Source organism: Sulfuritalea sp. (genome assembly GCF_017302275.1).
GTDB lineage: Bacteria > Pseudomonadota > Gammaproteobacteria > Burkholderiales > Rhodocyclaceae > Sulfuritalea.
Genome location: NZ_JAFLDR010000002.1, coordinates 184,558 through 208,554 on the forward strand (window position 1 = coordinate 184,558; position 23,997 = coordinate 208,554).

28 protein-coding genes are annotated in these 23,997 nt (G+C 62.5%); 5 read left to right on the forward strand and 23 right to left on the reverse strand.

Translation table 11 applies throughout. From position 1 onward, the window contains the following. Window positions 1-31: 31 nt before the first annotated feature. The 11 genes from J0M27_RS01880 to hisB form a co-directional block, all read right to left on the reverse strand. A complete protein-coding gene (locus J0M27_RS01880; RefSeq protein ID WP_294986875.1) occupies window positions 32-1,504 on the reverse strand; it encodes a sigma 54-interacting transcriptional regulator in 1,473 nt (490 codons plus the stop codon). A gap of 2 nt (window positions 1,505-1,506) precedes the next feature. After that, on the reverse strand, window positions 1,507-2,319 hold the full coding sequence (gene tatC / locus J0M27_RS01885) for a twin-arginine translocase subunit TatC (RefSeq protein WP_294986876.1): 813 nt from the start codon (window positions 2,317-2,319) through the stop codon (window positions 1,507-1,509). Next, the gene (tatB, locus tag J0M27_RS01890) at window positions 2,319-2,726 is read right to left on the reverse strand and encodes a Sec-independent protein translocase protein TatB (protein ID WP_294986878.1); all 408 of its coding nucleotides are present in this window, start codon (window positions 2,724-2,726) and stop codon (window positions 2,319-2,321) included. The genes tatC and tatB overlap by 1 nt, the downstream gene beginning before the upstream one ends. Window positions 2,727-2,829: 103 nt before the next feature. Further along, window positions 2,830-3,051 (reverse strand): Sec-independent protein translocase subunit TatA, encoded by a 222-nt coding sequence (gene tatA / locus J0M27_RS01895; RefSeq protein ID WP_294986879.1) that lies wholly within the window; start codon window positions 3,049-3,051, stop codon window positions 2,830-2,832. A gap of 28 nt (window positions 3,052-3,079) precedes the next feature. Beyond that, window positions 3,080-3,442, reverse strand: a complete 363-nt coding sequence (locus J0M27_RS01900) for a histidine triad nucleotide-binding protein (protein WP_294986881.1) — start codon at window positions 3,440-3,442, stop codon at window positions 3,080-3,082. Then, window positions 3,439-3,762 carry a phosphoribosyl-ATP diphosphatase gene (locus J0M27_RS01905; protein WP_294986883.1) on the reverse strand — a complete coding sequence of 108 codons (324 nt, stop codon included), beginning with the start codon at window positions 3,760-3,762 and terminating at the stop codon, window positions 3,439-3,441. Before J0M27_RS01905 ends, J0M27_RS01900 begins: the two co-directional genes overlap by 4 nt. Before the next feature lie 113 nt (window positions 3,763-3,875). Then, a complete protein-coding gene (gene hisI / locus J0M27_RS01910) occupies window positions 3,876-4,265 on the reverse strand; it encodes a phosphoribosyl-AMP cyclohydrolase (protein WP_294986885.1) in 390 nt (129 codons plus the stop codon). A 5-nt stretch (window positions 4,266-4,270) separates the two neighbouring features. After that, entirely contained in the window at window positions 4,271-5,029 is a 759-nt protein-coding gene (gene hisF, locus J0M27_RS01915; protein WP_294986887.1) for an imidazole glycerol phosphate synthase subunit HisF, read from the reverse strand. Window positions 5,030-5,037: 8 nt separating this feature from the next. Next, complete coding sequence (gene hisA, locus J0M27_RS01920) at window positions 5,038-5,781, reverse strand: 1-(5-phosphoribosyl)-5-[(5-phosphoribosylamino)methylideneamino]imidazole-4-carboxamide isomerase (protein WP_294986889.1); 744 nt, start codon at window positions 5,779-5,781, stop codon at window positions 5,038-5,040. Window positions 5,782-5,821: 40 nt separating this feature from the next. After that, window positions 5,822-6,460: an imidazole glycerol phosphate synthase subunit HisH gene (gene hisH, locus J0M27_RS01925; RefSeq protein ID WP_294986891.1), complete on the reverse strand. Its 639-nt coding sequence runs from the start codon at window positions 6,458-6,460 to the stop codon at window positions 5,822-5,824. Window positions 6,461-6,467: 7 nt separating this feature from the next. Then, window positions 6,468-7,055: an imidazoleglycerol-phosphate dehydratase HisB gene (gene hisB / locus J0M27_RS01930; protein ID WP_294986893.1), complete on the reverse strand. Its 588-nt coding sequence runs from the start codon at window positions 7,053-7,055 to the stop codon at window positions 6,468-6,470. Between the two features lie 112 nt (window positions 7,056-7,167). On the opposite strand from hisB, the gene hisC reads away from it, so the two are divergent. Further along, window positions 7,168-8,238, forward strand: a complete 1,071-nt coding sequence (gene hisC / locus J0M27_RS01935; protein ID WP_294986895.1) for a histidinol-phosphate transaminase — start codon at window positions 7,168-7,170, stop codon at window positions 8,236-8,238. Between the two features lie 63 nt (window positions 8,239-8,301). Here hisC and hisD read toward each other — a convergent pair whose 3' ends face one another. The 12 genes from hisD to J0M27_RS01995 are packed head-to-tail and all read right to left on the reverse strand — an operon-like array spanning window position 8,302 to window position 17,326. Further along, window positions 8,302-9,594 (reverse strand): histidinol dehydrogenase, encoded by a 1,293-nt coding sequence (gene hisD, locus J0M27_RS01940; protein WP_294986897.1) that lies wholly within the window; start codon window positions 9,592-9,594, stop codon window positions 8,302-8,304. After that, window positions 9,591-10,232, reverse strand: a complete 642-nt coding sequence (gene hisG / locus J0M27_RS01945; RefSeq protein WP_294986899.1) for an ATP phosphoribosyltransferase — start codon at window positions 10,230-10,232, stop codon at window positions 9,591-9,593. The genes hisD and hisG overlap by 4 nt, the downstream gene beginning before the upstream one ends. A 4-nt stretch (window positions 10,233-10,236) precedes the next feature. Further along, the gene (gene murA / locus J0M27_RS01950) at window positions 10,237-11,505 is read right to left on the reverse strand and encodes a UDP-N-acetylglucosamine 1-carboxyvinyltransferase (protein WP_294986901.1); all 1,269 of its coding nucleotides are present in this window, start codon (window positions 11,503-11,505) and stop codon (window positions 10,237-10,239) included. Further along, complete coding sequence (locus J0M27_RS01955; protein ID WP_294986902.1) at window positions 11,498-11,740, reverse strand: BolA family protein; 243 nt, start codon at window positions 11,738-11,740, stop codon at window positions 11,498-11,500. The genes murA and J0M27_RS01955 overlap by 8 nt, the downstream gene beginning before the upstream one ends. An 11-nt stretch (window positions 11,741-11,751) precedes the next feature. After that, window positions 11,752-12,507, reverse strand: coding sequence for an ABC transporter permease (locus tag J0M27_RS01960; protein WP_294986904.1), 756 nt, complete (start codon window positions 12,505-12,507; stop codon window positions 11,752-11,754). A gap of 1 nt (window position 12,508) precedes the next feature. Beyond that, window positions 12,509-13,420, reverse strand: coding sequence for an ABC transporter ATP-binding protein (locus J0M27_RS01965; RefSeq protein ID WP_294986906.1), 912 nt, complete (start codon window positions 13,418-13,420; stop codon window positions 12,509-12,511). A 33-nt stretch (window positions 13,421-13,453) separates the two neighbouring features. Next, complete coding sequence (locus J0M27_RS01970; protein WP_294986908.1) at window positions 13,454-13,735, reverse strand: STAS domain-containing protein; 282 nt, start codon at window positions 13,733-13,735, stop codon at window positions 13,454-13,456. Further along, entirely contained in the window at window positions 13,732-14,355 is a 624-nt protein-coding gene (locus J0M27_RS01975) for an ABC transporter substrate-binding protein (protein WP_294986910.1), read from the reverse strand. Before J0M27_RS01975 ends, J0M27_RS01970 begins: the two co-directional genes overlap by 4 nt. Before the next feature lie 48 nt (window positions 14,356-14,403). Then, window positions 14,404-15,231, reverse strand: coding sequence for a VacJ family lipoprotein (locus tag J0M27_RS01980; RefSeq protein ID WP_294986911.1), 828 nt, complete (start codon window positions 15,229-15,231; stop codon window positions 14,404-14,406). A gap of 20 nt (window positions 15,232-15,251) precedes the next feature. After that, complete coding sequence (gene mlaD, locus J0M27_RS01985; protein WP_294986913.1) at window positions 15,252-15,722, reverse strand: outer membrane lipid asymmetry maintenance protein MlaD; 471 nt, start codon at window positions 15,720-15,722, stop codon at window positions 15,252-15,254. A gap of 1 nt (window position 15,723) precedes the next feature. Next, a complete protein-coding gene (gene mlaE, locus J0M27_RS01990) occupies window positions 15,724-16,518 on the reverse strand; it encodes a lipid asymmetry maintenance ABC transporter permease subunit MlaE (RefSeq protein WP_294986914.1) in 795 nt (264 codons plus the stop codon). Then, a complete protein-coding gene (locus J0M27_RS01995; RefSeq protein WP_294986916.1) occupies window positions 16,511-17,326 on the reverse strand; it encodes an ABC transporter ATP-binding protein in 816 nt (271 codons plus the stop codon). The genes mlaE and J0M27_RS01995 overlap by 8 nt, the downstream gene beginning before the upstream one ends. A gap of 172 nt (window positions 17,327-17,498) precedes the next feature. Between J0M27_RS01995 and J0M27_RS02000 the strand changes: the two genes are divergently transcribed. From J0M27_RS02000 to J0M27_RS02015, 4 genes are all read left to right on the forward strand, one after another. Beyond that, window positions 17,499-18,950 (forward strand): sigma-54 dependent transcriptional regulator, encoded by a 1,452-nt coding sequence (locus J0M27_RS02000; protein ID WP_294986917.1) that lies wholly within the window; start codon window positions 17,499-17,501, stop codon window positions 18,948-18,950. A 33-nt stretch (window positions 18,951-18,983) separates the two neighbouring features. After that, a complete protein-coding gene (locus J0M27_RS02005; RefSeq protein WP_294986919.1) occupies window positions 18,984-20,540 on the forward strand; it encodes an AAA family ATPase in 1,557 nt (518 codons plus the stop codon). A 112-nt stretch (window positions 20,541-20,652) separates the two neighbouring features. After that, window positions 20,653-22,527, forward strand: a complete 1,875-nt coding sequence (mshL, locus tag J0M27_RS02010) for a pilus (MSHA type) biogenesis protein MshL (protein WP_294986921.1) — start codon at window positions 20,653-20,655, stop codon at window positions 22,525-22,527. A gap of 8 nt (window positions 22,528-22,535) precedes the next feature. Next, window positions 22,536-23,912: a tetratricopeptide repeat protein gene (locus J0M27_RS02015; protein ID WP_294986923.1), complete on the forward strand. Its 1,377-nt coding sequence runs from the start codon at window positions 22,536-22,538 to the stop codon at window positions 23,910-23,912. Window positions 23,913-23,997 lie beyond the last annotated feature (85 nt).

The following is a 23,997-nucleotide window of genomic DNA, read 5'->3' on the forward strand; positions in this document are numbered from 1 at the left end:
AACACAATAAGATAAGTTGCCGTCCTGAAAATCAGACAGACTGCTTGATGTCCGGATCTTCTGACGTGACGCCGAATGCGCCGAGCTTTTCATACAACTGCGCCCGACTGATCCCCAGCAACTTGGCCGCGTGCATCTTGACCCCGCCGGTCGCCTCCAGTGCGCGCAGGATCTCGCTGCGTTCCGCTGCTGCGACAACCTCACGCAAGGGCCGCACCGGGCGCAGGACAGAGTCGCCGACCTGCCCTGGCACCACCATTGTGGCAGTCGATGTTGCCGGCAACATGTGAAAGTCGGCGCCGGTGAGACGGCGACTGTCCGACTGCGCGACCGCCTGTTCCAGCACATTGCGCAATTCGCGGACATTGCCCGGCCAGTCGTAAGCGGTGAGACGCGCCAAGCCATCCGCCGCCAGGGTACACGGCGCTTCGCCACCCTGTTCCGCAACCTGTTCGAGCAGCGACTCGCAGAGAATCGGAATATCCTCACGCCGTTCCCGCAGGGGTGGCAGGCGGATGGGCAGGACGTTGAGCCGGTAGTAGAGGTCTGCGCGGAACGTGCCGGCTTCGATCATCGACTTCAGGTCGCGACTGGTGGCGGCGATCACACGGACATTCACGGCTCTCAACTGATTGCCGCCGACCGGTTCGACCTCGCCCTCCTGCAGCACCCGCAGCAACTTCGGCTGCAGGGCCAAAGGCATGTCGCCGACCTCGTCGAGAAACAGGGTACCGCCATCGGCGAGGGTGAACTTGCCGCTGCGCGACCGGGTGCCGGCGCCGGTGTAGGCGCCGGGCTCGACGCCGAACAGTTCTGCCTCCAACAGAGCCTCAGGGATAGCTGCGGCGTTGATACTGACCAGCGGTCCATGGCCGCGACGGCTGGCGGCATGGATCGCATGGGCCAGCAGTTCCTTGCCGGTCCCGGTTTCGCCGAGCAGCAGTACGGCGCCCTCACGCTCCGCCGCACGGCGCGCCTGCTCCTTGGTGTCCACGGCCAATCGGCTGGCGCCGATGAACTGGCTGAACCGATACTTTGCCTGGCGCCCTTCCGCCAATTGCTTGCGCACCGTAGCCAGGTCCGTCTGCATGCGCTGGAACTTGGACACGATCGGCTTCAGTGCCTGCAGTCGATCGAAAAGGATCACACCCAATGCCCCAATCACGTTGCCTGCTTCGCCATGCAGGGGAATGCGCGATACCACCATCTGGCGCCCACCGATGGTCAACACGTCGAGCAGGTCGGCCTGTCCGGTCGCGACGACGCGACGCAACTGGCTGTTCGGCAGCACTTCCTCTATGGCGCGTCCCTCGATCGCTTCGCTGCCATTCCAGCCGATCAGTGCCTTGTATTTGTCGTTGATCCAGGTGATGCGCCCGGCGATGTCGATCACCACGGCGCCCTCGTAGAGGCTGTCGAACAGTTTGACCAGGGAGGACGCCGCAAGGCTGCGCACCTCGGCATCGCTGGACAGGCGTGGGGGAACCTGCGTGGCCACGACCACGATCAGGTTTTCTGGTCGCGCGACTGCTGCTCCGCGCGATCGAGTTCCCGATCCATTTCCTCGTCGCCCGGCGGCCTGTAGTCGGACTCGCCGGCAACCGCCGGACGCACGATGAGGTTGGCCAGAACGATTCCAAGCTCGTAGAGCAGCCACAAGGGCACCGCCATCATGAACTGCGAGATGACATCCGGTGGCGTGAATACCGCGCCGACCACGAAGGCGCCGACGATCACGTAGGGACGCCACTCTCGCAGCTTGACCACGTCGACGATGCCGACCTTGACCAGCACGATGACGATCACCGGCACCTCGAAAGTGACGCCGAAGGCGAGGAACATGGTGAGGACGAAGGAGAAGTATTTCTCGATGTCCGTCATCCAGGCGACGCCTTCGGGCGCGAATTGGGCCATGAAGCCGAAAACCATCGGAAAGAAGGCGAAGTAGGCAAAGGCCATGCCGATGAAGAACAGCAGCACCGAGGCGCCGAGCAGCGGCATGGCCAGCTTCTTCTCGTGAGCGTAGAGCCCGGGCGCGACGAAGGCCCACAACTGGTAAAGAACATAGGGCAGGACGATCAGGAACGAGACCATCAACGCCACTTTCATCGGCACCAGAAATACCCCCACAACGTCGGTGGCGATCATCTGCCCGCCGGCGGGAAGCGTGGCCAACAGGGGCGCGGCCAGCACCGAGTAAAGCTCGCGGGCATAGAAGGCCAGCGGCACGAAAACCACGCCGACGGAAATCAGGATGCGAATCAGGCGATCGCGCAACTCGACCAGGTGCGAGAGGAAGGTTTCCTGCTCTTCGACCATCAGGGCTTTTGCACTTCGGTGGTTGCCGGAACTGCAGCGATCGGTATGTTTTCAGGCGTACCGGCCACAGGGTCGAAAGTCGGCGCCGATGCCACGGCAGCATTGGGTTTCGCGTCGGACGTCAGGGGCTCAACTGCGGTATTGACCGACGACTCGATTTCGCGCATCTCATGGGTAACGGAAGTCTGCAGGCTCGACACCTGACTGCTCACCTGCTGCTGCAGCTTCTTCAGCTCGTCAAGCTGCATCTCGCGGTTGATGTCGGATTTGACATCGCTGACATAGCGCTGCAAGCGGCCCAGGATATGCCCGGCGGTGCGCGCAACCTTGGGCAGTCTCTCCGGACCGATGACGACCAGTGCCACGATGGCAATCACCATCAACTCGGTTAGGCCGACGTCGAACATTTTTTAGTTGGGGAACCGGGCGGGTCGAGTCATCGAGGGACGCGCGGGAAGGGTTTGGCCCCTACCCTTCACGCTGCTGCCACCGCTCTCTGCGCATTCGGAATCAGGTCTTGGTCTGTTCCCGCCGCGACTCGACGTCGATGGTCTGGCCAGCGACTTGCTGCGGTTCGGCCGGCTTGTCGGCCGACGCTTCCTTCATGCCGTCCTTGAAACCCTTTACCGCGCCGCCGAGGTCCGATCCCATGTTGCGCAGCTTTTTAGTTCCGAACACCAGCATGACGATCACCAGCACGATCAACCAGTGCCAGATGCTGAAAGATCCCATTGCGATTCTCCTCGCGCCCAGTGAAGCCTCAAGGCGCCTTGCGTTTGAGCATGGATCCCAACGGCTCGGGGCCGCCCAGGATGTGAACGTGGAGATGATACACCTCCTGATGCCCGATCCGACCGGTGTTGATGATGGTGCGAAAGCCCTCAACGAGTCCCTGGCTTCTGGCCAGTTCGTTCGCCTTGACCAGGATCCGCCCGAGTACCATCTGGTGGCTCATGTTCACATCGGCCAGCGAGGCGACATGCACTTTCGGCACGATCATGAAATGCACCGGTGCAATCGGATTGATGTCGTGGAAGGCGAAAATTTCCTCGTCCTCATAGATCTTCTTCGACGGGATCTCGCCACGGGCAATCCGGCAGAAGATGCAGTCGCCCATGCTCATTCGCTCCGGCTTTTCTTTTCGTCGATACCGGAAATGCCTTCCCGGCGCCGGAACTCGACCATCACGTCGTCGACACCGATGTCGAAATGGGCAAGCAGGATCATGCTGTGAAACCACAGATCGGTAACTTCGCGCACCAGGTGCAGGCGATCGCCGTCCTTGGCCGCCATGATGGTTTCGGCCGCCTCTTCGGCAACCTTCTTGCAAATGGCATCGGTACCCTTGGCGTACAGACTGGCGACGTATGACGAATCGGGTGCGGAGCCCTTGCGCTCGCGCAGCGTCGCCTGGACGCGATGGATCACTTCGAGGTCAATCATTTCCTTGTTCCTTTCCCCCGCCCCCCCTTCCCGAGGAAGGGGATGACGACTGTTCGCGGGTCAAGCCCGCTCCGTGAATGACTCAAGCCGCCTTGGGACGGCCCGGCGCCGGCTTACTTGTATATCTCCTTCGGGTCCTTGAGGACGGGCTCGACATCCAGCCAGCCCGAGACTTCCAATCGGTTGAAAAAACAGCTGCGGCGCCCGGTGTGGCAGGCGATGCCGCCCACCTGCTCGATCTTCATCAGCACCACGTCCTTGTCGCAGTCCACGCGCAATTCCAGCACCTTCTGCGCATGGCCGGATTCCTCGCCCTTGCGCCACAACCTTCCACGCGAACGCGACCAATACACGGCATGACCGGTTTCCGCGGTGATGGCGAGCGATTCCCGGTTCATCCAGGCGAACATCAGCACTTCGCCCGTCACGGCATCCTGCGCGATGGCGGGCACCAGGCCTTGCGCATCCCAGAGGACCTCGTCCAGCCAATTCGAACTCGCCATCCCGCTCATAGCCGGACCTCGATGCCGCGCTCCCGCATGTACTCCTTGGCCTGGCGCACGGTGAATTCCCCGTAGTGGAAGATGCTTGCCGCCAGAACCGCGTCGGCGCGCCCCTGGGTGACGCCGTCCGCAAGGTGCTGCAGGTTGCCGACGCCGCCGCTGGCGATCACCGGAATTCCAACGGCATCGGCCACAGCACGGGTCAGCGCCAGGTCGAAGCCGACCCTGGTGCCGTCCCGGTCCATGCTGGTAAGGAGGATTTCTCCCGCGCCCAGGCTTTCCACCCGGCGCGCCCACTCGATGGCATCGAGGCCGGCATTCTTGCGGCCGCCATGGGTAAATACTTCCCAGCGTCCGGGCGAAGTCTGCTTGGCATCCACCGCGACCACGATGCACTGTGCGCCGACCCGGGCCGAGGCATCCGCCACCAGTTGCGGATTGTTGACGGCGGCGGTATTCATGCTGACCTTGTCGGCACCCGCGTTCAGCAGGCGCCGCACGTCGTCCACCTGGCGCACGCCGCCGCCCACGGTAAGCGGGATGAAGACCTGCGAGGCGACGGCCTCGACGATGTGCAGGATGATGTCGCGGTCGTCGGAACTGGCCGTGATGTCGAGGAAGGTGATCTCGTCGGCGCCCTGGTCATCGTAGCGCTTGGCGATTTCCACCGGATCCCCGGCGTCGCGCAGTTCGACGAAATTGACGCCCTTGACCACGCGGCCGGCGTTGACGTCGAGACAGGGAATGATGCGTTTGGCGAGCATGGCCGGGGTCAAGGCTTGGAAAGCTTGTCCGCCTCGGCCTGGGCCTTCTTGAAATCCAGCGTGCCTTCGTAGATCGCGCGGCCAGTGATGGCGCCGGAAATGCCTTCGCCCTGAACCGCGCACAGCGCTTTGACGTCCTTCAGGTTGGCGATGCCGCCGCTGGCAATAACCGGGATTCGAAGCGCCTGGGCAAGCTTGACCGTGGCATCCACGTTGACTCCGGACAGCATGCCGTCACGCCCGATGTCGGTATAGATCACCGCCTCGACACCGTAATCCTCGAACTTCTTTGCCAGATCGATCACGTCGTGACCGGTCATTTTCGACCATCCATCGACCGCCACCTTGCCGTCGCGCGCGTCGAGTCCGACGATGATGTGGCCCGGAAATGCGCCGCAGGCATCATGCAGGAAACCCGGGTTCTTCACCGCGGCCGTGCCAATGATGACGTAGCTGACGCCGTCGTCGAGGCAGCGCTCGATGGTGTCGAGGTCGCGTATGCCACCGCCCAGTTGCACGGGGATGTCGTCACCCACTTCCTTCAGGACCGCCTTGATCGCGGTTTCGTTCTTCGGCTTGCCGGCAAAAGCTCCGTTCAAGTCGACCAGATGCAGGCGACGCGCGCCCTGGCCTATCCAGTGGCGAGCGATGGCGGCCGGGTCTTCGGAGAACACCGTGGCGTCATCCATGTCGCCCTGTTTCAGGCGGACACAGTGGCCGTCCTTGAGATCAATCGCGGGTATCAGCAGCATAGGAGGTGTGCAATGAATGAAATGCCTGGGGGCGGTCGGATCAGGGATTCCAGCGCATGAAATTGCCGAGCAGTCGCAATCCGGCCTGGGCGCTTTTTTCCGGGTGGAATTGAACAGCGAAGATGTTAGCGCGGGCAATCGCGCTGGTAAAGGGGATGCCGTAGTGGGTCGAGCCCGCAATCACCTCGGGGTCCTGCGGTTCGACGTAATAGCTGTGCACGAAATAGAAGCGTGCATCGTCGGCGATGCCGTCCCACAGGGGATGAGCCTCGGCCTGATGCACCTGGTTCCAGCCCATGTGCGGCACCTTGAGGCGCGAACCGTCGGCTGCCGCCATGGCGGCCTCGGGAAAGCGCGGCACGCGGCCCGGAAGGATATCTAGCCCCATGACGTTTCCCTCTTCGGCGTGGCCGAACAGCATCTGCAAGCCAACGCATATGCCGAGGAAAGGTTGTTCGGCGGCGGCGCGGACCACCGCGTCGCGCAGCCCGCGCGCCGCCAATTCGCGCATGCAATCCGGCATCGCCCCCTGGCCGGGAACCACCACGCGATCGGCGGCCATGATCTCGGCCGCGGCGGAACTGACCCGAACCTCGGCCGTCGGCGCAACGTGCTCGATGGCCTTGGCCACCGAGCGCAGGTTGCCCATGCCGTAGTCGACTACTACAACCTTGCTCATGGAAGGATCAGAGCGAACCCTTGGTGGATGGCACGGCACCGGATGCGCGCGGATCGGTTTCCACCGCCATGCGCAAGGCCCGCGCGAAGGCCTTGAATACCGTCTCCGCCTGATGGTGCGAATTTTCGCCGCGCAGGGCGTCGATATGCACCGTGATATTGGCGTGATTGACCAGGCCCTGGAAGAACTCGCGCACCAGGTCGACATCAAATTCGCCGATCGTGGCCCGCGTGAAGGGCACGTTGAAGACCAGGCCGGGTCGCCCGGAAAGGTCCACCACCACGCGCGACAGGGCCTCGTCCAGCGGCACGTAGGCGTGACCATAGCGGCGCAGGCCTTTCTTGTCGCCGAGGGCCTTGGCCAGCGCCTGGCCGATGGTGATGCCGACATCCTCGATGGTGTGATGCGCGTCGATGTGCAGGTCGCCCGCCGCCTCGACGCTGAGGTCGATCAGGCCGTGGCGCGCGATCTGGTCCAGCATGTGGTCGAAGAAGCCGACGCCGGTCGCCAGTCTGGAAACACCCGTGCCGCCCAGATCGAGGGTGACGCGTATTTTCGTTTCGAGGGTGTTGCGCGAGATGTCGGCTTGGCGCATGGCCTGAGGGTCAAGCAAGTGTTCGAGGCCTGCATGATACCATCGGCTTAGCAGCCTGCACGACAGGCGCGAACCCCGATCACCACTGCCCTGCAAACCATTCCGCCTGACCATGAGCCGCTACTGGAGCGATGTCGTCAAGGGGCTCACGCCCTACGTGCCGGGCGAGCAACCCAAGCTCGCCAACCTGGTGAAACTCAATACCAACGAGAATCCCTACGGACCCTCGCCGCGCGCGCTGGAAGCCATCCGTGCCGCCACCGACGACTCGCTGAAGCTCTACCCCGACCCCAATGCCGAAAAGCTCAAGCGCGCCATCGCGGACTGCCATGGCGTCGAAAGCGGCAACGTATTCGTCGGCAACGGCTCCGATGAAGTGTTGGCCCATGTCTTCCTCGGCCTGCTGCGTCACACCCGACCCATCCTGTTTCCCGACATCACCTACAGCTTCTACCCGGTGTATTGCGGCTTGTATCAGGTGGCCTATGAGACGGTGCCTCTGCTCGCGGATTTCTCGATCCGCGTCGCTGACTATGCGCGCCCGCCGGGCGCACAAGCCGGCGGCATCATCTTTCCCAATCCCAACGCGCCGACCGGGCGCCAGCTGGCGCTGGCCGACATCGAATCGCTGCTGCAGGGCAACCCGGACTGCGTGGTGGCGATCGACGAGGCCTATATCGACTTCGGCGGCGAAAGCGCGATTCCCCTGACGACCCGATATCCGAACCTGCTCGTGGTGCAGACGCTGTCCAAGTCACGTTCGCTGGCCGGCCTGCGCGTCGGCTTCGCGGTCGGCCATGCCGACCTGATCGAAGCGCTGGAGCGGGTCAAGAACAGCTTCAATTCCTACCCGCTCGACCGCCTCGCGATCGCCGGCGCCGTCGCCGCCTTCGAAGACCGTGAGTATTTCGAGCAGACCTGCCGCGCCGTCATCGCCACCCGCGAAAAGCTGGTGGCCGACCTCGAAGAACTCGGCTACGAGGTCATTCCTTCGACAGCGAATTTCGTCTTCGCCCGCCACCCGCGGCACGACGCCGAAAAGTCGGCGCTGGCGCTACGACAACGCAGCATCATCGTGCGCCATTTCAAGCTGCCGAGGATAGACCAATACCTGCGGATAACCGTGGGCACGGACGCGCAATGTTCGGCGCTGATCGGGGCCCTGCAGGAAATCGTCGGCTGACCGGCCGGACTGCTGCTGGCGGCGACGCCCGGAAGTCGGCGCCGGCGACACGGCGCCGAACGACTACCTCAGCCGGAACTCCGCCGCATTGGCGTGCGCGGTGAGACCTTCGCCGTGCGCCAGGGTCGCAGCTATCGGGCCTAGCGTTTGCGCTCCGGCGGCCGACACCTCGATGATGCTCGATCGCTTCTGGAAGTCATAGACGCCGAGCGGCGAGGAAAAGCGTGCGCTGCGCGAGGTGGGCAGCACATGGTTGGGGCCGGCGCAATAGTCGCCGAGCGATTCCGAGGCGTAGTGGCCGATGAAGATGGCCCCGGCGTGACGTATCTTTTCGACCAGCGGGCCGGGATCGGATACGGAAAGCTCCAGGTGCTCGGGGGCGATGCGGTTGGCGATTTCGCAGGCTTCGTCGAGATTGGCGACCTGGATCAGCGCGCCACGGCCCTTCAGCGAAGCGGCAATGACCTCGCGTCGCGGCATGGTCGGCAGCAGGCGTTCGATGCTGGCCGCCACCTTGGCAATGAAGCCGGCATCCGGGCAGAGCAGGATGGATTGCGCCAATTCGTCGTGTTCGGCCTGGGCGAAGAGGTCGATCGCCACCCAATCCGGATTGGCCGTGGCATCGGCGATGATCAGCACCTCCGACGGACCGGCCACCATGTCGATGCCAACGGTGCCGAAAACGCGGCGCTTGGCGGCGGCGACATAGGCGTTGCCGGGGCCGACGATCTTGTCCACCTGCGGCACGGTTTGCGTACCGTAGGCCAGCGCCGCCACGGCCTGGGCACCACCGATGGTGAATACGCGATCCACGCCGGAAAGGCAGGCCGCCGCCAGCACCAGCGCGTTCTTCTCGCCGCGCGGCGTGGGCACCACCATGATCAGTTCGCCGACTCCCGCCACCTTGGCCGGCAGGGCATTCATCAACACCGAACTCGGGTAGGCGGCCTTGCCGCCGGGCACATACAGGCCGACGCGATCGAGCGGCGTTACCTTCTGCCCCAGGCGCGTGCCGTCGGCTTCGGTGAAATCCCAGGACTCGGACTTCTGTCGCTCGTGATAACTGGTGACGCGCTGCGCAGCGGCTTCGAGTGCCTTGCGCTGCGCCGCCGGCAAACGATCCAGCGCATGCCTCAACTCGGCGCGCGGCAGTTCCAGTTCGGCCATGCTGCCGATGTCGAGCTTGTCAAACCGGCGGGTGTAATCCAGTATCGCCGGATCGCCCTCGCCGCGCACGCGGCCGAGGATTTCCGCGACCGTGCGCTCGATCGCCTCGTCGGTGGAGTTGTCGAAGTGCAGCAACGCGTCCAGCGTCGCGGCGAAACCAGAGTCGGCGCTGGTGAAACGGCGAATCATCGGATCGCGCCCTCGATGGCGGAGATCACGGGCTGCAGCCGTTCGCGCTTCATCTTGAGCGAGGCCTGGTTGACCACCAGGCGCGCCGAGATGTCCATGATTTCCTCAACCTCGAGCAAATTGTTGGCCTTCAGCGTGCTGCCGCTGGAGACAAGATCCACGATGGCTTCGGCCAGCCCGGCCAGCGGAGCGAGTTCCATGGAGCCGTACAGCTTGATCAGATCAACATGCACGCCCTTGCCGGCGAAATGCTCGCGCGCGACCGTGGTGTATTTCGTCGCGATGCGCAGGCGCGCTCCCCGACGCACGGCGGCGGCGTAGTCGAATCCGGCCGGTGCCGCGACGCACATCCGGCACTTGGCGATCTGGAGGTCTAGCGGTTGATAGAGCCCTGCCCCGCCGTGCTCCAACAGAACATCCTTGCCGGCGATGCCCATGTCCGCCGCGCCGTACTGCACATAGGTCGGCACATCCGAGGCGCGCACGATGACGACGCGCACGTCGGCGCGATTGGTGGCGATGATCAGCTTGCGCGACTTTTCCGGATCCTCGGCCGGCACGATGCCGGCCGCCGCCAGTAGCGGCAGGGTTTCCTCGAAGATGCGGCCCTTGGACAGGGCGATGGTTAATCCGCTCATCGACTCATTTTACCCGTCGAATGTCGGCGCCCAAAGCTGCCAGCTTTTTCTCCAGCCCTTCGTAGCCGCGATCGAGATGGTAGATGCGTTCGATCAGGGTTTCGCCCTGTGCCACGAGGCCGGCAATGACCAGGCTGGCCGAGGCGCGCAGGTCGGTGGCCATCACCGTGGCGCCGTCGAGTTTCGGCCGGCCGGTGACGAAGGCGGTGTTGCCGTCGATCTTGATGTCGGCACCTAGGCGGATCAGTTCCACGGCATGCATGAAGCGGTTTTCGAATATGGTTTCGCGCATCACGGCGGTGCCTTCTGCGACCGCGTTGATGGCCATGAACTGGGCCTGCATGTCGGTGGGAAAGGCCGGGTAGGGCGCGGTACGAATGCTGACGGCGGCAAGGCGCCGTGGCGCCTTGAGGCGGATCGCATCGCGCTCGGCGACGATCTCGCAGCCGGTATCCATCAGTTTGTCGATCACGGCGTCGAGCGAGGTCGCCGAGGCGCCCGTCAGCCGTATCGTGCCACCCGTCGCCGCCGCCGCGCACAGGTAGGTGCCGGTCTCGATGCGGTCGGGCATGATGCGATGTGTCGCGCCATGCAGGGCATCGACACCCTGGATGCGGATCACGTCGCCGCCGGCGCCGGAAATGCGGGCACCCATGGCGACCAGGCAGTTGGCCAGATCCACCACCTCCGGTTCGCGCGCCGCGTTCTCGATCACTGTTTCGCCCTGCGCCAGGCAGGCCGCCATCATCAGGTTCTCGGTACCGGTGACGGTCACCATGTCGGTGAACAATCGCGCGCCCTTCAACCGCGCGGCGCGCGCGTGCACATAACCATGCTCCACGCCGATTTCGGCGCCCATCGAGGCCAGCCCCTTGATGTGCTGGTCCACCGGCCGCGCGCCGATGGCGCAGCCGCCAGGCAGCGAAACGCGGGCTTCGCCGGCGCGAGCGACCAGCGGGCCGAGTACGAGGATCGAGGCGCGCATGGTCTTGACCATTTCGTAGGGCGCCACGGCATTGATCAGCCCGGAAGCATCCAGCGTCACCGTGTCGCCGGCGCCGACTCTTGAGTCTTGCCGCGACACTTTGACGCCCATCTGCGCCAGCAGCTTCAACATGGTGCCGATGTCGTTCAGATGCGGCACGTTGGTGAAAGTCACCGGCTCCCTCGTCAGCAGCGCCGCGCACAGCAATGGCAGCGCTGCGTTCTTCGCGCCGGATATCGCCACCTCGCCCGAAAGCGGGATACCCCCGGCGATCAGCAGTTTATCCATTGGCTTTCCATTCCTCTGGGGTGAAGGTCTGCATCGACAGCGCATGCAATTCACCGGAGTCGAAGCGCGACTTCAGGATCGCGTTGATGCGCTGCTGGCGCTTGACGCGATTGAGCCCGGCGAACTCGCTGCTGACAATGACGGCGGCGAAATGGTGCCCGTCGCCATCGACCGAGAGATGTTCGCAACGCAGACCGGCAGCGATCCAGGTCTCGATTTGTTTTGGGTCTAGCATGTTCCAACTCCTCAGGCGCGCAGCTTGTAGCCACGCTTCAGCAGATGCAGGGTAAATGCGGTCAGCAGCGCAAAGCATGCTGCGACCACGGCGAAACTGTGCCACGGCGATGCATCGGACACGCCGAAGAAGCCGTGGCGAAAGCCATCAATCATGTAGAAGACCGGGTTCCAGTGCGACACCTGCTGCCAGAATGGCGGCAGGGAATTGATCGAGTAGAACACGCCCGAGAGAAAGGTCAAGGGCATGATCAGGAAGTTCTGAAATGCCGCCAGCTGGTCGAATTTTTCGGCCCAGATACCGGCGATCACGCCCAGGCTACCGAGGATCGCACCGCCCATCAGGGCAAAGGCCAGGATCCACAACGGCGCTGCGAAGTGGAGCGGAGCGAACCAGCAGGTGGCCAGCAGGACGCCGGTCCCGACGACGACCCCCCGCACCACGGCGGCGAGCACGTAGGCCGAGAAGAATTCAAGGTAGGAAATTGGCGGCAGCAGGACGAAGACAATATTCCCCGTCACCTTGGACTGGATCAGCGATGACGAGGAATTGGCAAAGGCATTCTGCAATACCGACATCATCACCAGCCCGGGAATCAGGAAGGATGTATAGGCCACGCCGTGAATCTTCACGTGGCCCTCCAGCACATGGGAAAAGATCAGCAGGTAGAGCAGCGCAGTGAGCACAGGCGCCGCGACGGTCTGCGACGCCACCTTCCAGAAACGCAGCACTTCCTTGCACAACAGGGTGGAAAAGCCATGGCCCATCTCAGCCGCCCCCGCCCTTCGATTCACCCTGCATCACGCGCACGAAGACCTCCTCCAGGTCGGGTTTGCCGATCTCCAGGTCCTCGATGCCGCATCCGGCCTCGCGTATGCGTGCCAGCAGCAACTCCACCTCCTCGTAACGATCGAAAGGCAACGACCACCAGCCGCCGCTTTGCGCCGCGCCGAGGACCAGGTCCACAGGCATTTCGCCGCGACTGCGCAAGCGCAGGGTATGGGACGAAAAACGGCGCAACAGGTTGGCCGTCGTATCGAGCGCGACCACGCGACCGGACTGGAGCATCGCGATACGGCTGCACAGGCTCTCCGCTTCCTCCAGATAATGCGTGGTCAAGACAATGGTATGGCCGGCCTCGTTAAGGCGTCTGATGAAGGCCCACAGGGTCTGGCGCAGTTCGACATCGACACCGGCGGTCGGTTCATCGAGCACGATTACCGGCGGGCGATGCACAAGGGCCTGGGCCACCAGCACTCGGCGCTTCATGCCGCCGGACAGCATGCGCATGTTGGCATTGGCTTTCGGCGTGAGGCCGAGATTCTCCAGGATCTCGTCGATCCAAGCGTCGTTGTTACTGATGCCGAAATATCCCGACTGTATCTTCAGGGACTCGCGAACGGTAAAGAACGGATCGAACACCAGTTCCTGCGGCACGACGCCGAGTTGGCGGCGCGCCGCGCGGTAATCGGACTGAACGTCGTGGCCCATCACGCGAAGCGTGCCGTGGTCCGCGCGGACCAGACCGGCCAGTGCCGAAATCAGGGTCGTCTTGCCGGCGCCATTGGGGCCAAGCAAGCCAAAGAATTCACCGGGTTCGATCTCGAGGTCGACCCGATCAAGCGCCTGGACTGCTCCAAAGGACTTGGAGACCTGCTGAATGCGGATCGCGACCGACATCACGTCAATCGGAAAGCCGAAGCGGCTGAAATCTCAGCCCTGCGGGAGCAGATCGGCGACGCCGTAAACGGCGGCCAGGCTCAGCAGGCTCTGCGGCGGATTCAGCACGCGCAAGGATTTCCCGGCCGCCATGGCCGCACGCGTCCAGCCGAAGACGACAGCCAGGCAGGACGAATCGGTTTCGGTGACCGCTTTGAGATCAAAAGCCGACACCTCGGCGGCGATCGCCGCCTCGCCTTCCGCGAGCAAGGCGCGCGCTCCAGCCATGGTCATCGGGCCCGATACTTCGACGCAATCGCCGGAGATTCGGATCATTTCTTGACCGACGTCGCCTCGCCGGTTTTGTTCTTTGCCTGCAGGGACTTGATCAGACCGTCGATACCGCCATTGCGAACCTCGGCGGCAAACGATTCCCGATAATTGGTCACGAGACTGATGCCGCCGACCTCGATGTCGTAAACCTTCCAGCCGGAACTGGCCTTTTCAAGGAAATAGTCCAGTTCGATGTTCTTGCCAGCACCGGACTGCTTGATCTCGGTGCGAACCCTGACGTCGGTCTCCCCGGGTTTCAACGCAAACGGCTTGAAGCCTATGGTCTGGTTCTTGTATTCGGTCAGCGCCTTCGAGTAGGTACGCACCAGCAGGAGGCGAAACTCGTCGGTCAGAACCTTTTGCTGAGCCGGATTGGCCTGGCGCCAATCGCGGGCCATTGCAAGCTGGGTCATGCGCGTGAAGTTGAAGTGTGGCAGCACCTTCGCTTCCACCAGATCGATCGCCTTGCGCGTATTGCCGGACTGGATGTCCTTGTCCTTGCGGACGATATCGAGTACTTCGTTGGTGACCGTCTTGATCAGGACATCGGGGGCGGTGGCATCCTGTGCCATCGGCGTCGTGGCAACAATAAAGCCGCAGAGAATTGCAAACAGGTATTTCATGTGGGTTCCTGGAATTTCGGGAACGGGGTGTCACCCCCGGTAGTTGCGCTACTTGGTATCGACGGGTTCCATGCGAACGACCAGAACAGCGCCGCCAGAGGGTGCCTCGGCACGCGGTTCTTCCAATCGAGCATCGACCGAAAGCGATCGATCGGTGTCAAGGCTCGCCTCCGATTCGCGCGGCGGATTGCCGTCGTGAATCAGGTTGCGGCGACGCTGTAGATAGGCGTCGCGCACGTAGGAATACTTGTCCAGCGCGGCTTCCTCGACGACCTTGTCGGCAGCAAGAAGATTGGCGCGACCATTTACCAAGCGCAGCACCTGGGCAAAATCGCGCTCGCCCTTCGGCCTGTGGTTCGCCACCGGATCCGCTTGCACATCCAGAACCAGACCTACCGTGTCGCGCACCGTGCGCGGCCCAAAAACGGGAATCACCACATAGGCGCCGTTGCCGACGCCCCAGCGACCGAACGTCTGGCCGAAGTCCTCATTGTGTTTCTCCAGTCCCGCATCCGTGGCAATGTCAAGAACGCCGAGCAAGCCGATCGTGGTATTGATCGCGACCCGCCCCAGATCGCTAAACGCCTCCGGGATCTTCCCCTGCAACAGGTTATTCACGCCGATGAAAAGGTCGTCAATGTTGCCGAAAAAGTTGGTGACTCCGGTCCGGATGGGAGAAGGCAGTACTGCGTCATACCCCGTGGCAACAGGCTTCACTATCAGCGAATCAAGCCCTTCATTGAAGGCGAACATGGCTCGGTTGAAGCCTTCGATCGGATCCTTGGGATTGCCGGAACTGGCACATCCGGCCAGCAGTCCAGCCGCCAGCAGCGCCAAGGTAGCCGACTTCAGACGGGTGGGCAGCGTTTTATTCATTCTATTCGGTCACCTGTTGACTACTTCTTGCCGCCATCCTCGGCGGCCTTGTTGAACATGAACTGGCCGATCAATTTTTCAAGAACCACTGCGGACTGCGTCTTTTTGATCGTATCGCCCGCCTTGAGCATTTCCGTATCGCCACCCACTTCGAATCCGATGTACTGCTCTCCCAACAAACCTGATGTATTGATTGTTGCAAACGTATCGCGCGGAAACTTGTAACGGGTATCGACGTTGATGGTCACGACGGCGAGGTAAGCCTCCGGGTCAAACCGGATTTCCCCCACCCGACCGACGACGACACCCGCGCTTTTGACGGCACCACGCACCTTCAGGCCTCCGATGTTATCAAATTTGGCCTTGATTGCATAAGTATCTCCACTGCTGGATGACGCCATGTTGCCAACTTTCAGCGCAAGGAACAGCAGCGCCCCCAGTCCGACGGCAACGAAAAATCCGACCCAGAGGTCAAGTGTCGTGCGACTCATGTCATGTCCCTGTAAACATGAAGGCGGTGAGAATGAAGTCGGCAGCCAGAATGGCCAGCGACGATGTTACAACGGTGCGCGTGGTCGCCCCCGACACACCCTCGGCGGTGGGCTCTGCATCGTAACCTTCGAATACGGCGACCCAGCTGACGATGATGCCGAAGACGAAGCTCTTGATCACGCCATTGAGGATGTCTTCCCGAAAATCGACCGACGCCTGCATTTGCGACCAGAACGATCCCTCGTCGACGCCAATCAGTTGCACGCCGACCAGATAGCCACCAAAGATACCCATGGCTGAAAACAGCGCCGCCAGCAAGGGCATTGAAATCACGCCCCCCCAGAAACGCGGCGCTACCACCCTGGCAATGGGATCGACCGCCATCATTTCCATTGCCGACAACTGCTCGGTGGCCTTCATCATGCCGATCTCGGCCGTGATCGCCGATCCGGCACGACTGGCGAACAGCAGGGCCGCGACCACCGGACCCAGTTCCCGCACCAGCGAGAGCGACACCAGGACTCCAAGTGCCTCGGTCGAGCCATAGCGCTGCAAGGTGTCGTAGCCCTGCAGGCCGAGAACCATGCCGACGAAGAGGCCGGACACGAGGATGATGATCAGGCTAAGCACGCCGGTGAAATAGATCTCGCGCATCGTCAGGTGCACGCGCCGCAGCGCCGTGGCGGAATTGAGCATGATTGCCAGGAAGAAGCGGCTGGCATAGCCGAGGCGCCAGATACGGGAGGTCACCCGTCGCCCCAGGCCACGCAGGGCTCCAGACAGGCCGTTATCCATGTCGCGCTCGCCGTTCCATCAGTTCCTCGCCATAGGGACGGGACGGATAGTGGAACGGCACCGGGCCATCTTCCTCGCCCCAGACGAATTGATGCACATAGGGCACCTTGGAGTTCTTGATGTCATCCGCCGTGCCTTCGGCCACGATCTTTCCCGCGGAAACGAAATAGACGTAATCGACGATTTTCAAGGACTCCTGCACGTCGTGGGTGACTACGATGGAACTCGCGCCCAGCGCGTCGTTCAGCTTGCGAATCAATTCGCCGATGATCGACAACGAAATCGGGTCAAGGCCAGCGAATGGTTCGTCGTACATGATCAGCATCGGGTCGAGCGCCACGGCGCGCGCCAACGCCACCCGCCGCGCCATGCCGCCCGACAGTTCCCCCGGCATCAGGTCATGTGCGCCGCGCAAACCCACCGCATTCAGCTTCATCAAGACCAGGTCGCGAATCACGGTCTCGGGCAAATCGGTATGCTCCCGCATCTGAAATGCGATGTTGTCGAACACCGACATGTCAGTAAACAAGGCGCCGAACTGGAACAGCATCCCCATCCGACGGCGCAATCCGTAAAGCCCATCGGCATCAAGCTGATGTACGACCTGCCCACCGACCCTGACCTCGCCGGACGTCGGCTTGAGCTGTCCGCCGATCAGGCGCAGCGTCGTGGTCTTTCCGCAACCGGAACTCCCCATCACAGCCACGACCTTGCCGCGAGGAATCATCATGTTGATTCCAGTCAGGATCGGCCGGCTATCGTAGGTAAAGTTCAGATCGCGGATTTCGACAAGATTGTCCGAGGACATTGTGACGCCGGTGGATTTTCAGCTGGACTTGCGGCTGCGAATTTTAGCAGAATCGCCTTCGGCGACACGTGGGACAATTGCCGAAGTAACGGCTGGAGGACCTTAACAAACCGGAAATTTCGACGGTGATTCGATTTATGATGGTTCGATCAAATTTGCCCGACTCCCCTCCTTGAACTCTCCGCAAGAAAAAACCCCGCTTCTGATCGTCGACGACGACCCCCTCATTGTCGACGCGCTGGGCTATTTTTTGGGCCGGGAATACGCCGTCAGCACCGCTGCCACCCGCAGCGAAGCGGTCAAGCTCTTGCGCGAGCGAGGCCTTGCCCCGGCGCTGGCGTTGATCGACCTGGGGCTGCCGCCGACCCCGCACCGACCCGACGAGGGCTTCGCCTTGATCGCGGACATACTGGCGCACGCTCCAGAAACCCGAATCGTCGTCCTCTCCGGACAAAGCGATGAACCCAATGCCCGTCACGCGCGTGCCTTGGGCGCTACCGAGTTTGTAGCCAAGCCCGCCGATCCCGAAATGCTGCGCCAACTCATACAGCGGGTGTTGTCTTTTAGAGACACCTCTACCGTGGTCGAAGACGGCCTGATCGGGGTCAGCGAACCGTTGCAAAAACTACGTGCCCAGCTTCGACAGTTCGCCGGTTCACCGTTTCCGGTACTGATAGAAGGCGAATCCGGCAGCGGCAAGGAACTCGCTGCCGTCGCACTGCATCGACTGTCAGAGCGGGCGGCCAAGCCTTATCTGGCGCTCAATTGCGCGGCCATTTCGCCCAACCTGGTCGAAGCGACGCTGTTCGGCCATGCCAAGGGCGCGTTTACCGGCGCCAGCGGGCCCCGCGCCGGATATTTCGAGGATGCTTCGGACGGAACCCTGTTCCTCGACGAGATCGGTGAACTGCCCCTGGACTTGCAGCCCAAACTGCTGCGCGTCCTCGAGAACGGCGAATTCCAACGCATCGGCGAAACCCATGCGCGGCGTTCGTCGGCACGCGTCGTCACGGCGACCAACCGTGACTTGAGGAAGGAGGTCCGCGAAGGCCGATTCCGGGCCGATCTTTACCATCGATTATCTGTGTTCACGATCTCGATTCCGCCGTTGCGCGATCTCGGCGACGATCGGATGCTGCTGCTGGAGCACTTCCGTTCGATTTACGCGGCTCAAGCAAATTTGCAACTATTTCAGCTTGCCGCGGCCGCGTCGAAACGGCTGCTTGCCTATTCCTTTCCCGGCAACGTGCGGGAACTGCGCAACATTGCCATTCGCCTGACGACAAAATATGCCGGCAGGGAAGTCGGCGTCGATGAACTGGAAGCCGAACTCGACGTTGGCAATGAACCCCGGGCAAGCGGCATTGCACCGACGCCAACCCTGGCCGGCCGGGCGGAATTGATGGCAATTGCCCTGAACGACCTCCAGACCCGGCACGAGTTCAACCTGGATGCCACGCTGCGGCTCTGGGAAGAGGCTTACATCGAAGCGGCGCAGCAGCTGGCCCACAACAATATGAGCCAGGCGGCGCGCCTGCTCGGTGTGAATCGAACCACGCTCTACAATCGCATCGACGCGCTGACCCGCGAAAAGCGGCCCGGCCCCAACCGCAGCCTTTTCTGACCGGAATACTGCCCCGCACGAACGCCCGACGCCATGTACCTCGAACATTTCGGACTCAACGAGCCGCCGTTCCGCATCACGCCCCATACCGATTTTTTCTTCGACGGGGCCAATCGCGGCGCAACGCTCGACGCGCTCGTCTATGCGATCACCCACGACGAAGGCATAGTCAAGGTCAGCGGTGAAGTCGGCAGCGGCAAGACCATGCTCTGCCGGGTGCTGATGGAACGCCTGCCGCGGAACGTCAACATCATTTATCTGGCCAACCCGTCGCTGTCTCGCGACGACATCCTGTTTGCCATCGCTGACGAACTCGGCCTCAGCATTGCCGAGAATGCGCGGACTTCGGCGGTGATGCGGGCCCTGCAAGACCACCTGATTGCTTCGTTCGGCGAGGGCCGTCAGGTCGTGGTTCTGATCGACGAAGCCCATGCGATGCCAGTGGAAACCCTCGAGGAGATTCGCCTCCTGTCGAACCTCGAAACCAACCGCCACAAACTCCTGCAGCTGGTCCTGTTCGGCCAGCCTGAACTGAATGACGTACTTGCCCGTCCCGACATGCGGCAGCTGAAGGAGCGCATCACCCACAACTTCGGCCTGGCGCCCCTGCTGCGCGATGACATCAGCCAGTACCTCGACTTCCGCATGCGCGCCGCAGGCTATCGCGGGCCGAGCGTCTTCATGCCGCCGGCGCTGAAAATGATCGAGCGCAGTTCGCTTGGCCTCACGCGCCGTATCAACATCCTCGCCGACAAGTCCCTGCTCGCTGCCTTTTCCTCGGGCAGCCACGAGATCGGCCCCAAGGAGGTCCAGGCTGCGATCCGCGACTCCGAATTCAGCGAAGCCACCTATGGCGGAAAAGTCGGCAACATCGGGCGAAATGCCTGGATCGCAGCCGCAATCGGCATCGCAATCCTCGCCGGTGTCGTCTGGTTGCTCTCGGCACAGAGCAATGGCAACTTCCCGGCACCGGCGGCTACGAAATCGCCGGATCCGGTCAGTCCACACACGATCGCCGGCAATACGCCTCCCGCCGCAACCGCCACGCCGGTGACCGGCAGCGGTAATCCTTCCCCGGCTACAGCCACCCCCGTGACGGCCGGATCGGCCACGCTTGGCACCGCTGCGACGACAGGCGCCGCCGCGCCAGCCGCCGTGCCTGCGACCGCCGCAGTTCCAGCCGACGCGAGCGAACCCTCGACACCGGCCACCACGAGCCCGATACCTGCCAAACCCGCCTTCCTGCAACCAGCGGGTATGCCCAAGGTCGGCCCCCTCACCAGCGAGCGCCTTGAGGCGGGGCGCACCTGGCTTGAGCAGGTGCCCAATGATCATTGGTTCGTCCAGGTTTATGACGCGGATGCCAGGCGACACGCCGAGATTGAAACACTGCTGCAAAAGGTGAAGCGCGAGAACGAGGAATTCGGTAACGTCCACGTCTATTTTTCCGAACTCAGCGGAGCGCCGCGCTTCGGCGTCACTTTCGGCAGCTATGCAAGCGGTGCGGCTGCGGCGATGGCGCTGCGCAACTTGCCCAAATCCCTGAAGGCAAGCAAGCCCTACCCCCGCCAGGTACTCCGGTTACGCTAGTGCAAAATCACAACACCCATCAGGCACCTATGCTCCCAATCAAATCATTGAGTTGCCGTGTATACATAATGTGCTATCCTAAGATTGGCTTTTTACTTGATCGGGGATTCGTTTGCGCCCACTTCTGATCCCGCCGTTACGAGTTGCGCTCGTCGCAAGCGCGATGCTTGCAGCATGCGGCAGCCTGCCGCCGCAATCGCCGTCCTCTGGCCACATTCGCGCCGAAGCTCAGGCCGCGCCGAGTCCGGGAATTCCGCAACCTGTTGCCGCCACGGTGAGCCTCGCGCGACCGAAGGCCAGCGCAAAAACCGAGGCCTACTCGGTCGTGGTTCGCAACATCCCGGTTCAGGATCTGCTTTTTGCACTTGCGCGCGACGCGAAACTCAACATCGACATCCATCCCGGAATCAACGGTGTCGTTACCATCAACGCGATCGACCAGACGTTGCAGCAAATCCTGACTCGCGTTGCCAAGCAAGTCGACATGCGCTGGGAACTGGATGGTCCGAATCTGGTAGTGATGCCCGATTCGCCCTTCCTGCGCAACTACAGGGTCGATTACGTCAATATGTCGCGTGAGGTGAGCGGTGCCGTATCCATCAATACGCAGATAGCCTCGACCAGCACCAGTGCGACAGGGGGTTCCGCCGCCGGGGGTGGCGGCAACAACTCCAGCACATCCGTCAAGAGCACCGCGCAGAACAACTTCTGGCAGTCGCTGGAAAAGAACCTGAAGGACATCCTGCGCGAAAGTGACAAGATCCTTCCCGAAGGTTCCAGCGAAACCGTGATAGAGCGCTCGGACCAGCAGGCCACCACGGGTACCGGCGCCCAGGGCGGCCAAGGCGCCGCTCGGTCCGGAAGCACCACCACCAACCTTGCCGGCAGTCCGAATCCGGCAACCCTCCAGCAGCAGGGCACGACCGTCGTCAAGCGAACGACCTTCCGTGAAGCCGCATCGATCATCGTTAACCCGGAAGCCGGTGTCGTCGTGGTTCGCGCCACATCCCGGCAGCACGAAAAAGTCCAGGAATATCTGGACATGGTGCTCTCCAGCGCGCGACGCCAGGTGATCATCGAAGCCACCATTGCGGAAGTCACTTTGAGCGACGCCTACCAACAGGGGATCAACTGGCAGAGCTTGCGCTCCTTGCGTCCCGGCAATCCGCAGGCGGGGTTTTCCGCGGCGCAGAATCCGACCGGTCTCGTTCTCGGCGCCGTGCCGGACCCGTTCGCCACGGCATCCGGTAGTTTCGCGACGCCTCCCGGGGCCTTCGCTTTCTTGCTTAACTTCGTCGCGCCAGGCCTTGGCTTGTCATCGACACTCAATCTGCTGGAGAACTTCGGCAAGGTCCGTGTCCTGTCGAGCCCGAAGATCAGCGTCCTGAACAATCAGACAGCCATGCTGAAAGTGGTTGACAACGTCGTTTACTTCAACATCAAGAACGACACGACCACCACCGCCACGGGTACCGTCAGCATCATTACCTCCACCGCCCAGTCCGTGTCGGTCGGGCTGGTGATGAGCGTAACGCCCCAGGTCAGTGAGAACGGAACTATCCTGCTCAACGTCCGCCCGACGATCTCCAGCCAAAAGGGTGACGGCAAACCCGACCCGACACCAGGTCTGGCGTTTGTGAATCGAGTGCCGGAGATCCAGACTCGCGAAATGGAATCGATGCTGCGCCTTTCCGACGGAGAGGTGGCGGTGATGGGCGGGTTGATGGAGGATAAGGTCAGCAACACCACCAACCAGGTTCCGGGCCTGGGCGACCTTCCCGGGATCGGCAATTTCTTCCGCAATCGAAACGACTCGAGCACCAAAACGGAACTGGTCATCTTCCTCAAGCCCACCATCATTCGCGATCCGAGCATCGACGGCGACTATCGAAGCTTCCGGGGCCAGTTGCCGACCAAGGATTTCTTTGCCGACAGTCCGCGCCGGATGCAACAACCGATGGACACGCAGGGAACAGGCGCGCAATGAGCTTGTTGATGGACGCCCTGAAAAAGGCCGAACTGGCAAAGCGCCAGGGGCATGCCGAGGACACAGGCGATGCCAAGGCGCCCGAGGGCGCTGGCGAATTGAGCCTCAAACCGCTAACCGAGCCCGATTTCACCGACTCGACCTTGGCTCTGCCGGAAGTCGGCGTCCCGACCCCGGCCGTTCCGTCGCAATCGTCGCAATTCGAAGAACTCGACGCGCGATTCCTCGCCGAAGCCGAGCTGGCGGCGACCGCACGCCTGAAGGGCGCCCAGCCGGTGACGCCTGCACCGCAGGCGCCTGGGATCGAGAGCTCACCGCGACCGCTGTCGGTTGCCGCCACCGAGCCGCGAAAGAACGCGCCCGAAAAGAATTCCACGCCGCCCACTGGGAAAACGGCCGCCCAGAACCTTTTCGCCGCCAAGCAGGCGGATACGACGCCGGCGCGCAAGACCTTTGCCGTGGTGGTGGGTGCGATCACGGTGCTTGCCATCTGTGGCATCGGTGGATATTTCTGGTGGCAGTTGCAGCCGAAATCGTCGCTGGTCGCCAGTCGCGGGCCGCTGCCCAGCGCCCCGATAGCCGCAACGGCAGCGCCGGCCGCCGTGTCGTCAGCGCCGACTTCCGTGGCATCGCCGATCGCCGCCGCGCCGGCGGCACCCGTTACTGTGACCGCAGCCGGCAAGCGCGCACCCGACGATGATGAAGAAGATGCTGCGGCGACGACAACCAAACCTGTCGCTCGGGTTCGTCGTCCTTCAACCTTGGCGGTTCCACCGCAAGACGAGGACAGCCCGATTCGCGTCACCAAGGTGCCACTGAAGGTCAACCCGTCGTTGATAAAGGGCTTCGACGCGTTCAACCGCGGCGATCTGGCGGCGGCACAAACTGAATACGAACGCGCGCAGAAGGCGGATCCACGCAATCCGGATGCCCTGCACGGCCTGGCGGCGATCGCCTTGCGCCAGGGACGAATGGAGCAAGCCGAACAGATCTACCGCCGCATCGCCGAAGCCGACCCGCAGGACACGGTGGCTCAGGCAGCATTGATCAACAGCCGGGGCCAGGCCGATCCCGGCGCCGCCGAAAGTCGCCTGAAGACGCTCGCCGCCACCCAACCGGACCTGGCCGCGCCGCATTTTTCCCTTGGCAACCTCTATGCGCGCCATGGCCGCTGGAACGAAGCTCAGCAATCCTATTTCCGTGCCCACACCGCCGAACCCGACAATCCCGACATCCTTTACAACCTCGCGATCAGCCTCGAGCACCTGCGACAGAACAAGCTGGCCGCCCAGTACTATGGCCAGGCCATCGCCGCCGCGCAAAACCGCCCGGCCGGGTTCGACAAGGCACAGGCTGCCGCGCGCCTGAAAGCCTTGCTACCCTGACCAGAAAGCCTGACAACGGCTTGAAACCATCGATGCCGGCAAGCCCCCGGCACAGCGAATCCCGGAGCTGCCCGCTTCCATTCCA

Excerpts from the sequence above, each read along its gene's own strand:
- J0M27_RS01975 (WP_294986910.1), bottom strand. The coding sequence starts at position 14,355 with ATGAAATACCTGTTTGCAATTCTCTGCGGCTTTATTGTTGCCACGACG.
- J0M27_RS02005 (WP_294986919.1), top strand. The coding sequence starts at position 18,984 with ATGTACCTCGAACATTTCGGACTCAACGAGCCGCCGTTCCGCATCACG.
- J0M27_RS01955 (WP_294986902.1), bottom strand. The coding sequence starts at position 11,740 with ATGCTAGACCCAAAACAAATCGAGACCTGGATCGCTGCCGGTCTGCGT.
- hisG (WP_294986899.1), bottom strand. The coding sequence starts at position 10,232 with ATGAGCGGATTAACCATCGCCCTGTCCAAGGGCCGCATCTTCGAGGAA.
- hisD (WP_294986897.1), bottom strand. The coding sequence starts at position 9,594 with ATGATTCGCCGTTTCACCAGCGCCGACTCTGGTTTCGCCGCGACGCTG.
- J0M27_RS01980 (WP_294986911.1), bottom strand. The coding sequence starts at position 15,231 with ATGAATAAAACGCTGCCCACCCGTCTGAAGTCGGCTACCTTGGCGCTG.
- J0M27_RS01970 (WP_294986908.1), bottom strand. The coding sequence starts at position 13,735 with ATGATCCGAATCTCCGGCGATTGCGTCGAAGTATCGGGCCCGATGACC.
- J0M27_RS01960 (WP_294986904.1), bottom strand. The coding sequence starts at position 12,507 with ATGGGCCATGGCTTTTCCACCCTGTTGTGCAAGGAAGTGCTGCGTTTC.
- J0M27_RS01995 (WP_294986916.1), bottom strand. The coding sequence starts at position 17,326 with ATGTCCTCGGACAATCTTGTCGAAATCCGCGATCTGAACTTTACCTAC.
- hisA (WP_294986889.1), bottom strand. The coding sequence starts at position 5,781 with ATGCTGCTGATACCCGCGATTGATCTCAAGGACGGCCACTGTGTCCGC.
- hisF (WP_294986887.1), bottom strand. The coding sequence starts at position 5,029 with ATGCTCGCCAAACGCATCATTCCCTGTCTCGACGTCAACGCCGGCCGC.
- hisC (WP_294986895.1), top strand. The coding sequence starts at position 7,168 with ATGAGCCGCTACTGGAGCGATGTCGTCAAGGGGCTCACGCCCTACGTG.
- J0M27_RS01900 (WP_294986881.1), bottom strand. The coding sequence starts at position 3,442 with ATGAGCATGGGCGACTGCATCTTCTGCCGGATTGCCCGTGGCGAGATC.
- tatB (WP_294986878.1), bottom strand. The coding sequence starts at position 2,726 with ATGTTCGACGTCGGCCTAACCGAGTTGATGGTGATTGCCATCGTGGCA.
- hisI (WP_294986885.1), bottom strand. The coding sequence starts at position 4,265 with ATGGCGAGTTCGAATTGGCTGGACGAGGTCCTCTGGGATGCGCAAGGC.
- hisH (WP_294986891.1), bottom strand. The coding sequence starts at position 6,460 with ATGAGCAAGGTTGTAGTAGTCGACTACGGCATGGGCAACCTGCGCTCG.
- mlaE (WP_294986914.1), bottom strand. The coding sequence starts at position 16,518 with ATGGATAACGGCCTGTCTGGAGCCCTGCGTGGCCTGGGGCGACGGGTG.
- J0M27_RS02015 (WP_294986923.1), top strand. The coding sequence starts at position 22,536 with ATGGACGCCCTGAAAAAGGCCGAACTGGCAAAGCGCCAGGGGCATGCC.
- mlaD (WP_294986913.1), bottom strand. The coding sequence starts at position 15,722 with ATGAGTCGCACGACACTTGACCTCTGGGTCGGATTTTTCGTTGCCGTC.
- tatA (WP_294986879.1), bottom strand. The coding sequence starts at position 3,051 with ATGGGATCTTTCAGCATCTGGCACTGGTTGATCGTGCTGGTGATCGTC.
- J0M27_RS01905 (WP_294986883.1), bottom strand. The coding sequence starts at position 3,762 with ATGATTGACCTCGAAGTGATCCATCGCGTCCAGGCGACGCTGCGCGAG.
- tatC (WP_294986876.1), bottom strand. The coding sequence starts at position 2,319 with ATGGTCGAAGAGCAGGAAACCTTCCTCTCGCACCTGGTCGAGTTGCGC.
- hisB (WP_294986893.1), bottom strand. The coding sequence starts at position 7,055 with ATGCGCCAAGCCGACATCTCGCGCAACACCCTCGAAACGAAAATACGC.
- J0M27_RS01965 (WP_294986906.1), bottom strand. The coding sequence starts at position 13,420 with ATGTCGGTCGCGATCCGCATTCAGCAGGTCTCCAAGTCCTTTGGAGCA.
- murA (WP_294986901.1), bottom strand. The coding sequence starts at position 11,505 with ATGGATAAACTGCTGATCGCCGGGGGTATCCCGCTTTCGGGCGAGGTG.